A 10006-nucleotide genomic window follows, 5' to 3' on the forward strand; every position below is an offset into this window, starting at 1 on the left:
ATGAGCCACGTACTGTCGCTGCTTGTTGAAGACAAGCCCGGACTCCTCACGCGCGTTGCGGGACTTTTCGCCCGCCGCGGGTTTAATATTGAATCTCTTGCCGTTGGACCAACGGAAGTACCAAATCTCAGCCGAATCACGGTTGTGGTTGATGTTGATCAATTGCCACTCGAGCAAGTCACCAAGCAGCTCAACAAGCTCATCAACGTGGTGAAGATCGTCGAACTGGAACAGCACAACTCTGTGCAGCGTGAGCACATGCTCATCAAGGTGAAGGTCGACAACTCAACACGTTCTCAAATTCTTGAGGCCTCCACTCTCTTCCGCGCACGCGTCGTCGATGTGACGACCGATGCCATGGTCATTGAAGTGACTGGAGACTCGCAGAAATGTTCCGCGCTTTTGAAGCTGCTCGAGCCATATGGCATCAAGGAGATTGCGCAATCAGGACTCGTCGCGATCGGACGCGGCGGCAAATCTATTTCTGAGCGTGTGCTCAGGAATGACAACCGGTAGGAAGGACACACCAGTGACTGATGTGAAGTACGACGACGATGCAGATCTGGGCATCATCCAGGGCAAGAAGGTCGCCGTCATCGGCTACGGATCGCAGGGGCACGCGCACGCGCAGAACCTCCGCGATTCCGGCGTCGAGGTGCACGTCGCGCTCAAGGAAGGCTCAGCGAGCCGCCAGAAGGCTGCTGACGCAGGATTCGTCGTAGAGACCCCCGCAGAGGCGAGCGCCTGGGCCGATGTCATCGTCGTCCTCGCTCCAGACCAGCACCAGCGCGGCCTGTACGCAGACGACATTGCTCCCAACCTGAGCGAAGGCAAGACGCTGCTCTTCAGCCACGGATTCAACATCCGCTACGGCTACATCCAGGCGCCAGACGGTGTCGATGTCGTGCTCGTCGCGCCAAAGGGCCCAGGGCACACGGTCCGTCGTGAGTTCGAAGCAGGTCGCGGTGTTCCCGTGATCGTCGCTGTCGAAAAAGACGCATCGGGCAGCGCTTGGGACCTCGCATGGTCGTACTCGCGTGCGATCGGTGGCCTCCGTGCCGGCGGCATCACGACGACCTTCACGGAAGAGACCGAGACTGACCTCTTCGGTGAGCAGGCAGTGCTCTGCGGTGGAACCTCGCAGCTCGTGCAGTACGGCTTCGAAACGCTGATCGAGGCCGGCTACCAGCCGCAGATCGCGTACTTCGAGGTCCTGCACGAATTGAAGCTCATCGTTGACCTCATGTGGGAGGGCGGCATCGCGAAGCAGCGCTGGTCGATCTCCGACACCGCTGAGTACGGCGACTACGTCTCCGGACCGCGCGTCATCGACGAGAGCGTCAAGAAGAACATGCAGGCCGTGCTCGCCGACATCCAGAATGGTGCGTTCGCGAAGCGCTTCATCGAGGACCAGGACGCTGGCGCGCCAGAGTTCAAGGCTCTCCGCGAAAAGGGTGCAGCGCACCCGATCGAGAAGACCGGTCAAGAACTGCGCAGCCTCTTCGCGTGGTCGCAGCCAGACGCCGACTACACGGACGGCAGCTCCGCTCGATAGAGCATTCTGCACGAGGCGGGCTCGGACATTGCGTCCGGGCCCGCCTTTTGTTCGTCCGCAGCGCTCGGCCCGCGAATTCCGACGGGTGAACATTGCCCGGCGCTTTCTACCCAGAAGACGAAGCGCAATCTCTCAGCGAACTCGGGCTACAGTGCTGCAGTGACCATGAAAGAACCAGATGACGATCAAGACGCCCTGAGCTGGGAGGGTGACGAAGAGTTCGGCCGCGCCCCAGCGACGTCCTCGTACGCTGATGCTCCCGAGGACGATGCGCCGCTCGAGGCGAATCCTGCCGTCGCGGTTGCTCCGAGGAGCCCAGCATCGACTGCCGCGGTTGTCGTGTTCGGGGCCCTGCTCCTTGCGATCTCAGTGGGATGGGTCATCGCCGCCACGCAGAACCCGGTGCAGCAGCCGAGCCTCGTCGGTTTGATCATGTACCAGTTCGGTCAGTTCTTGACGATCATCGGTGGGGTGGTGTGGTTCGCGGTCGTGCTGCGAAACGTCGCCTCGACGCCGAGCCGAATCCTGTGGTGGAGCGTTGGCGTGGTCCTGTTGTTCCCGTGGACACTCGTGATTGGACAATTCGCATGAGCGCCGAAGACGCACGCAACACCGCAGATGAAGAGCGCGACGCAGTCGAGACAATGAACGACGACGACTTGGCTCAGCCGCTTGTCGCAAGGAAGAGTGACTCCATTTTGGTGCTCCTCGTCTTCGCGCTCTTTTACGGATACGACCTGCTCGAAGGCTTGACCAATCTGGTCGGCGTTCCAGAGATTTACGAGATGATCGGCCGCAGTGACGTCGTGCCCTGGCCGCTCCTCATCGTCGGTGTGCTTGCTCCCGCGCTGCTGTTCGCGGGGGCGATGGCAGTGGGTCGAGGCCGAGGGATCGTGGCGAAGAGCGGAATCCTGCTCGCGGGCCTTGTGGCAAGCGCGACGATCTCACTCACGCTCGAAGAGGTTGCTCGATTCTGGGCTGCGAACGCCCTCGGCCTGTAGTCAGGCTGCGTCCCTCGAATTCAAGTAGGGCTGCATCGCTTGGAACGCCCGTCGCGCCTGATCCAGCCGCCTGAGGTGTTCTAAACGCCAGCGAAGAAGCAGAGCGCGATCAAGAAGATCTGTGCAACTGCGCGAGCCTTCACCGGCACCGCGAATGAACCGAATCGTTCCGGCTGTGTCGAGGCGTAGGCGTTCGCCGGGAACACCGCGATGAGCGTGACGACCAGCACGATGGCACCGGCAAGGTGCAGCCCCGGAATAACGAGCAGCAAGGAGCCGACGATGAGCGTGATGCCCGAGTAGATCACGAGTGCTCGTGGTGTGAGCGGCTTCTTGAAGCGAAGGTTCGGTGGAACCATCGACGCCATCGCGCGCTGCACCTTCGGCACGAAGTGCAGGACGCCCATGAACGTAAATGCGACCGCGAGCAGAATTCGGACTACCCACTGGGTGACTTCAAAAGGATCCACGAGAGTTCATCTTGCCGCATGACCCGCGTGCGGGCAGAATCCGCGAACTCCTTGCCACTCATTGCAAGGAGTTCGCCGGGAAGTGCGAAATCAGCGCCCCGGGTATTGGCCCGGCATCGGCTGCCCCGGCATCGGCTGGCCGGATGGTGGACCGGGTTGCGGGGCAAAGTGTGCAGGCTGCTGCTGCGCGCGTTGCGGTCGGCCCTGCTGCGAATTCGCAACGGAGGAGGACTGCACGGTCGCGCCCGGCTCACCGTGCGGAATCGGTTCGACGATCACTGCGGTGCCGTACGCGCAGATCTCGGTCCAGGCCTGGCCGATCTCGCTCGCGTCGAATCGCATTCCGATGATCGCGTTGGCTCCACGCTGCTCTGCTTCTCCGACCATTCGGCTCATCACCTGCATGCGGCTCTCGTAGAGGGCCTGCGTGAACTCGGGGATCTCGCCACCACCGAGCGAGCGAAAACCTGCGATGAAGTTGGCGCCGAAGTCGCGCGCTCGAACGGTCAGTCCCATGACTTCGCCGTGCACAGCGAGCACTCGGTAGCCAGGGATCTCATTTGTCGTGACGATGATCATCGCGGTTCCTTTCGAGCGTTGTTGCTTCATCTTGGCCTATAGAACTGCAAAGTCACCGAGCAGAACTGCGAAGTGGCCGAGTAAAACAGCGCAACGTGGTGGGCAGGGCATCTTCGCCGAAGTAGCATGGAATCGCCGCAACGATCGCGACACCAATCCACTCACATAAGGAACACATTCGTGTCTCAACCAATCGTTTTGATCGCCGAAGAGCTTTCTCCTGCCACCGTCGAGGCGCTGGGCCCCGATTTTGATGTGCGAACGGTCGACGGGACGGATCGTCCGGCCTTGCTCGCAGCGCTCGCAGACGCGAACGCCATTCTCGTGCGCAGTGCGACAAAGGTCGACGCGGAAGCGATCGCGCACGCGCCAAAGCTGAAGGTCGTTGCTCGCGCGGGCGTTGGCCTCGACAACGTTGACATTCCGGCCTCCACCGCCGCTGGCGTGATGGTCGTGAACGCTCCGACCTCCAACATCATTTCTGCTGCCGAGCTGGCGATCGCGCACCTGCTCGGACTGGCCCGCCACCTCCCGGACGCCAACGCCAGCCTCAAGCGCGGCGAATGGAAGCGCAGCCAGTACACGGGCGTCGAACTCTACGAGAAGACCGTCGGCATCGTTGGTCTCGGTCGCATCGGTCAGCTCGTTGCCGAGCGGCTCCTGGCCTTCGGTACGAAGCTCATCGCCTTCGACCCCTACGTCAGCCCCGCGCGTGCCGCGCAGCTTGGCGTCGAGCTCAGGACGCTCGATGAGCTGATGGCCGAGTCGGACTTCATCACGGTGCACATCCCGAAGACCCCAGAGACCACCGGACTCATCGGCGACGCCGAGTTCGAACTCGCGAAGCCATCGCTGCGCATCGTGAACGCCAGCCGCGGTGGAATCATCGACGAGGCCGCGCTCGCAAAGGCGCTCTCGACCGGTCGTATCGCAGGCGCTGGACTCGACGTCTTCACCTCTGAGCCGCCCAAGGACGACGCGCTGACGAGCCTCGAGCGTATTCAGGTCACGCCACACCTTGGTGCTTCGACCGACGAGGCGCAGGAAAAGGCCGGCGTCGCAGTCGCGAAGTCGGTTCGTCTCGCACTCTCGGGCGATCTGGTTCCTGACGCGGTAAATGTCGCCGGTGGCATCATCGACCCATACGTGCGCCCTGGTATCTCCCTCGGTGAGAAGCTCGGTCAGTTCGCTGCCGGCCTCGCGCACGAAGCAGTTTCGGCCGTCGATATCGAGGTTCGCGGCGAACTCGCCGCCTACGACGTCAAGGTGCTGCGCCTCGCAGCGCTCAAGGGCTTCTTCCAGAGCATCGTGAGCGAGCAGGTCACCTTCGTCAACGCACCCGTCATCGCAGAGCAGCGCGGCGTCGAATCTCGCTTGACCGTCGACGAGAAGAGCGAGGAATACCGCAACGTCGTGACCGTCATCGCAACGACGATCAGCGGCCAGACCGTCTCGGCCTCCGGAACGCTCACCGGTCCGAAGCAGATCGAGAAGATCGTCGCGATCAACGGCCAGGATGTCGAAGTGCCGTTCGCGAAGCACCACATCGTCATGGAGTACGTCGACCGCCCCGGTATCGTCGCGATCTACGGCCGCGAGTTCGGCGAAAGCCAGATCAACATTGCAGGCATGCAGATTGCTCGCACCGAAGAGGGCGGCACAGCACTGTCGGTCATTTCTGTCGACCAGGCTGCACCCGACGAGCTCTTGAAGCGCGTCGGCGAGGCAATCGACGCGGTCTCGATCCGCGAAATCGACATCGTCGCTTCGTAACGTAAGGCACACTCGCTGTCGCCACGGGCAACTGCCCCTTGGCTACAGTGGGGTGCAGAAGACCTAGGGGAGAACGTGGCTGAGACGCGCATTCAGGACATCAAACTGGCAGTGATCGCCGGTGACGGAATCGGCAGTGAAGTCACTGCTGAAGCCAGGAAGGTGCTCCGCGCGGCCTTGCCCGAAGCGGTGACGCTGCACGAGACCGAGTTCGCGCTCGGTGCGCAGCACTACCTCGACACGGGAGTCATCCTCGATGATTCGACGCTCGAGGAACTCGCGAAGCACGATGCGATCCTGCTCGGCGCGGTCGGTGGTGACCCGTCAGACAAGCGCCTTGCCGGCGGCATCATCGAGCGCGGTCTGCTGCTCAAGCTGCGCTTCGCGTTCGACCACTACGTGAACCTGCGTCCCACCGTGGTGCACCCTGCAATCGGCTCACCGCTCAAGAATCCCGGCGAGGTCGACTTCCTCGTGGTGCGCGAGGGCACAGAAGGCCCCTATGTCGGCAACGGCGGCGCGCTGCGCGTTGGCACTCCGCAGGAGATCGCGAACGAGACGAGCGTCAACACCGCGTTCGGCGTCGAACGTGTCGTCAGGTTTGCGTTCAACGCAGCGATGAAGCGCCGGGGGCACCTCACGCTCGTGCACAAGAAGAATGTGCTCGTTCACGCCGGTGGGCTCTGGCAGAGAATCGTCAGTGCAGTCGCGGCGGAGTTCCCCGAGGTGTCGGTCGACTACCTGCACGTCGACGCCGCAACGATCTTCATGGTCGAAAACCCCTCGCGTTTCGACACGATTGTGACCGATAATTTGTTCGGTGACATCATCACCGACCTTGCCGGAGCAATCGGCGGGGGAATCGGGCTTTCAGCGAGTGCCAACATCAACCCGGACGGCACCTTCCCGAGCATGTTCGAACCGGTGCACGGTTCAGCCCCCGACATCGCGGGAACAGGCAAAGCAGATCCACGCGCAGCAATTCTCTCCGGGGCGCTCCTGCTCGAACACCTCGGTTTCGAAGCTGAAGCGGCCTCCATTCGGAACGCCGTTGACGCGGATGTCTCTGACACGAAGACTGGACGATCGACGCAAGAGATCGGTGACGATGTGGTCGCCAAGATCTCGAACCCTTAACCACTGCGACTGTAAGAAATGAGAACGCCATGACACTCTCGTTCACCACCACCGAATCGACGACGCAGAAGAGCGATGCTGCTCGTGCAGAGATCCTGGCAGCCCCGGGCTTCGGCATCCACTTCACAGACCACGTCGCGGCTGTCGACTGGACGATCGATGACGACTGGCACAATGCGCGCATCGAGCCTTACGCGCCGCTGCAGGTCGACCCTGCCAGCGCGGTCCTGCATTACGGGCAGGAGATTTTCGAGGGAATGAAGGCGTACCGTCAGGAAGACGGCTCCGTCTGGACCTTCCGCCCGGATCAGAACGCAAAGCGACTGCAGCGCAGTGCCGAGCGCCTCGCCCTGCCACAACTCCCCGAAGACACCTTCATTGAAGCGGTGCAGCGACTGGTCGAGATCGACGAGCGCTGGGTGCCCGGCGGCGAAGAGCAGAGCCTCTATCTGCGCCCCTTCATGATCGCGAACGAGGTGTTCCTCGGCGTCCGGGCTGCCCACCGTGCGCTGTTCATGGTGATCGCCTCACCCGTTGGCGCCTACTTCCCGAAGGGCGTGAAGCCCGTCAACATCTGGCTTTCCACCGACTACAACCGCGCGGGCAAGGGCGGAACCGGAGCGGCCAAGTGTGGTGGAAACTACGCCGCGAGCCTGCTGCCGACCCAGATCGCGCAGAAGAACGGGTGCTCGCAGGTCCTGTTCCTGAACGACTCGGGTGACGGAGCGATCGAAGAGCTCGGCGGCATGAACATCGTGCTCGTCCGAGACGACGGCACGCTCATCACGCCGCAGAGCGACAGCATCCTGAACGGCGTGACGCGCAACTCGCTGCTGCAACTTGCAGAGGACGCCGGTCACAAGGTGGAACAGCGCCCCGTGACGCTGAACGAGTGGCGAGATGGCGTTGCATCGGGTTCGATCGTCGAAGCATTCGCCTGCGGCACTGCCGCGGTCGTCACGCCGATCGCACAGCTCCGCGGCGAAGACTTCAGCATCGGGCAAGAAGATGCAGAGCCTGGCGAAGTCACGCTCGCACTCCGCAAGCAGCTCACCGACATTCAGTACGGCCGTGCAGAAGACCGCCACGGCTGGATGCACCAGCTGACGGAGGCGCACGCGTGAAGATCGCTCGCTTCAGCGTCGGCGGGGCGATCCGCTTCGGCATCATCGACGAAGAAGAGCTCGTCGTACTGAAAGCCGACCCGATGTTCGCCGGCTTCGACACCACCGGGGAGCGCGTCAAGCTCAGCGACGCGAAGCTGCTCGCGCCGGTCATTCCGCGCTCAAAAGTCATCGGCGTCGGCCGCAACTATCGTGCGCACGCAGAAGAACTCGGCAACGAGGTGCCGGAAGAGCCGCTCGTGTTCTTGAAGCCGAACACCTCGGTCATCGGGCCGGAGGATTCGATCGTCTTGCCGCCGGAATCCTCTCGCGTCGACTTCGAGGGTGAACTCGCGGTCGTCATCGGCAAGGTCGCTCGTCGGGTGTCCGTCGAGGACGCGCTCGACGTGGTGTTCGGCGTCACGATTGCGAACGACGTCACTGCTCGGGACCTGCAAAAGGGTGAGCCGCAGTGGACCAGGGGTAAGGGCTTCGACACCTTCTGCCCGATCGGACCGTTCATCGAGACCGAGTACACCCTCGATGGTCTGACAGTGGAGACGCGTCTCGACGGCGAGGTCAAGCAGTCGGGCAATACGAGCGACATGATCTTCGGTGTCGCCGAAGTGATCGCCTTCGTCAGTGCCGCGATGACGCTGCTCCCGGGCGACGTCATCCTGACCGGAACGCCAGAGGGTGTCGGGCCGATGCAGGACGGACAGCGAGTTGCTGTTTCCGTGACGGGTCTTGGAGTCCTCGAAAACCCGGTCGTGAACGAGCGGGAACGATCCGCTTAGAGCGACGTTGAACAACGGCCGGGGGGGGGGCACGCGAATTGCGCTGGTGCTCGGCCGTTGTTCGTATGGAGTTCGTGCGCTGCGACTGAGCAGGAGAATTCCGGCGGCGTCACCCCGCACCAATACAATGAAGGCATCATGAGTCATGCCTTCTCCACTGCCACTGGAAGCGACGTTCGCGTTCGCTTTTGCCCTTCTCCAACCGGAACCCCGCACGTCGGGTTGATCCGGACGGCGCTCTACAACTGGGCGTACGCGCGACACAACGGTGGCAAGTTGGTGTTCCGCATTGAAGACACCGACGAGGCTCGCGACAGCGAAGAAAGCTACCAGCAGCTGCTCGAAGCGATGTCTTGGCTCGGCATCACCTGGGACGAAGGCGTCGAGACCGCTGGGCCGCACGCGCCGTACCGTCAGTCGCAGCGCACCGAGATCTATGAAGCGATCATCGAGCGCTTGAAGGCCTCGGGTCACCTCTACGAATCGTTCGTGACCCCAGAAGAGATGGAAGCGCGCAATGTTGCGGCTGGCCGCGACGCTCGACAGGGCTACGACAACCACGAGCGGGACCTCGATGAAGCGACGAAGGCGCAGTTCCGTGCCGAGGGTCGTCAGCCGAGCCTCCGCCTGCGCGTGCCCGAGGGCGAGATTTCGTTCACCGACCTCGTCCGCGGCGACATCACCTTCCCTGCAGGAAGCTTCACCGATTTCGTCGTCGTGCGACCGAACGGCAAGCCGCTCTACACCTTCGTCAACCCGGTCGACGACGCACTCATGGGCGTAACGCACGTGCTCCGCGGCGAAGACCTGCTCTCCTCGACGCCGCGCCAGATCGCGCTCTACTCGGCGCTCATTGAGATCGGCGTCACCGACGTGATCCCGCGCTTCGGTCACTTGCCATATGTCATGGGCGAGGGGAACAAGAAGCTTTCGAAGCGCGACCCGCAGTCGAACCTGTTCCTGCTGCGTGACGCTGGCTTCACGCCAGAAGGGCTCTTGAACTACCTCTCGCTGCTCGGCTGGTCAATTGCAGCCGATCGCGACGTTTTTACGCGCGACGAGTTGATCGAGGCGTTCGACGTTGAGAACGTCAACCCGAACCCGGCTCGCTTCGACGTCAAAAAGGCTGAAGCGATCAACGGCGACCACATTCGGATGCTGAACACGGTCGACTTCGCGGCCCGCCTCGAGCCGTACCTCGCCGAGGTCTTGAGCACGCCGCCGACCGAAGAGGAGCGCGTGCTCCTTGCAAGTGCTGCACCGCTCGTGCAGGAGCGCATGCAGCTGCTCGCAGAGGCGCCCGCGCTGTTGTCGTTCCTGTTCACCTCGCATGAGAACCTCGACTTCGCCGATGATGCGCTCGCCCAGCTCAAGGACGACGCCCCAGCAGTGCTTGCTGCAGCGACGGCCGCGTTGACCGAGTTGGGTGCGTGGGAGCTCGAACCCATTGAAGCAGTGCTTCGCGAAAGTCTCATCGAAGGTCTCGGGCTGAAGCCGCGCTTCGCATTCACGCCGTTGCGGGTTGCGATCAGTGGTCGCCGGATCAGCCCGCCGCTGTTCGAATCGATGGTCTTGCTCGGAAAAGAAGAAA

10 protein-coding genes and 1 pseudogene are annotated in these 10006 nt (G+C 62.4%); 9 read left to right on the forward strand and 2 right to left on the reverse strand.

From position 1 onward, the window contains the following. From ilvN to U2H20_RS11815, 4 genes are all read left to right on the forward strand, one after another. On the forward strand, positions 1-516 hold the full coding sequence (ilvN, locus tag U2H20_RS11800; RefSeq protein ID WP_430592475.1) for an acetolactate synthase small subunit: 516 nt from the start codon (positions 1-3) through the stop codon (positions 514-516). A 13-nt stretch (positions 517-529) separates the two neighbouring features. Beyond that, on the forward strand, positions 530-1555 hold the full coding sequence (gene ilvC / locus U2H20_RS11805) for a ketol-acid reductoisomerase (RefSeq protein ID WP_430592476.1): 1026 nt from the start codon (positions 530-532) through the stop codon (positions 1553-1555). A 159-nt stretch (positions 1556-1714) separates the two neighbouring features. Beyond that, positions 1715-2146 carry a hypothetical protein gene (locus U2H20_RS11810; protein ID WP_430592477.1) on the forward strand — a complete coding sequence of 144 codons (432 nt, stop codon included), beginning with the start codon at positions 1715-1717 and terminating at the stop codon, positions 2144-2146. Continuing rightward, a complete protein-coding gene (locus U2H20_RS11815; protein WP_430592478.1) occupies positions 2143-2556 on the forward strand; it encodes a hypothetical protein in 414 nt (137 codons plus the stop codon). The genes U2H20_RS11810 and U2H20_RS11815 overlap by 4 nt, the downstream gene beginning before the upstream one ends. An 80-nt stretch (positions 2557-2636) precedes the next feature. Here U2H20_RS11815 and U2H20_RS11820 read toward each other — a convergent pair whose 3' ends face one another. Both U2H20_RS11820 and U2H20_RS11825 read right to left on the reverse strand, forming a co-directional pair. After that, positions 2637-3026, reverse strand: coding sequence for a DoxX family protein (locus U2H20_RS11820; RefSeq protein ID WP_430592479.1), 390 nt, complete (start codon positions 3024-3026; stop codon positions 2637-2639). A gap of 90 nt (positions 3027-3116) precedes the next feature. Further along, on the reverse strand, positions 3117-3605 hold the full coding sequence (locus U2H20_RS11825) for a YbjQ family protein (protein ID WP_430592480.1): 489 nt from the start codon (positions 3603-3605) through the stop codon (positions 3117-3119). Between the two features lie 180 nt (positions 3606-3785). Between U2H20_RS11825 and serA the strand changes: the two genes are divergently transcribed. The 5 genes and pseudogenes from serA to gltX all read left to right on the forward strand — a co-directional run. Then, positions 3786-5378 (forward strand): phosphoglycerate dehydrogenase, encoded by a 1593-nt coding sequence (serA, locus tag U2H20_RS11830; RefSeq protein ID WP_430592481.1) that lies wholly within the window; start codon positions 3786-3788, stop codon positions 5376-5378. Between the two features lie 75 nt (positions 5379-5453). Beyond that, on the forward strand, positions 5454-6515 hold the full coding sequence (locus U2H20_RS11835) for a 3-isopropylmalate dehydrogenase (RefSeq protein WP_430592482.1): 1062 nt from the start codon (positions 5454-5456) through the stop codon (positions 6513-6515). A gap of 29 nt (positions 6516-6544) precedes the next feature. Next, positions 6545-7639, forward strand: a complete 1095-nt coding sequence (locus U2H20_RS11840) for a branched-chain amino acid aminotransferase (protein WP_430592483.1) — start codon at positions 6545-6547, stop codon at positions 7637-7639. Continuing rightward, complete coding sequence (locus tag U2H20_RS11845) at positions 7636-8415, forward strand: fumarylacetoacetate hydrolase family protein (protein WP_430592484.1); 780 nt, start codon at positions 7636-7638, stop codon at positions 8413-8415. The genes U2H20_RS11840 and U2H20_RS11845 overlap by 4 nt, the downstream gene beginning before the upstream one ends. A gap of 138 nt (positions 8416-8553) precedes the next feature. Further along, positions 8554-9945 (forward strand): annotated as a pseudogene (gene gltX, locus U2H20_RS11850) (glutamate--tRNA ligase); the annotation flags it as partial. Positions 9946-10006: the final 61 nt, after the last annotated feature.

Source organism: Humidisolicoccus flavus, from assembly GCF_045689595.1.
Taxonomy (GTDB): domain Bacteria; phylum Actinomycetota; class Actinomycetes; order Actinomycetales; family Microbacteriaceae; genus Humidisolicoccus; species Humidisolicoccus flavus.

Coding starts and splice junctions, on each gene's coding strand:
- ilvN (WP_430592475.1), top strand. CDS start 1: ATGAGCCACGTACTGTCGCTGCTTGTTGAAGACAAGCCCGGACTCCTC.
- U2H20_RS11815 (WP_430592478.1), top strand. CDS start 2,143: ATGAGCGCCGAAGACGCACGCAACACCGCAGATGAAGAGCGCGACGCA.
- U2H20_RS11825 (WP_430592480.1), bottom strand. CDS start 3,605: ATGATCATCGTCACGACAAATGAGATCCCTGGCTACCGAGTGCTCGCT.
- U2H20_RS11840 (WP_430592483.1), top strand. CDS start 6,545: ATGACACTCTCGTTCACCACCACCGAATCGACGACGCAGAAGAGCGAT.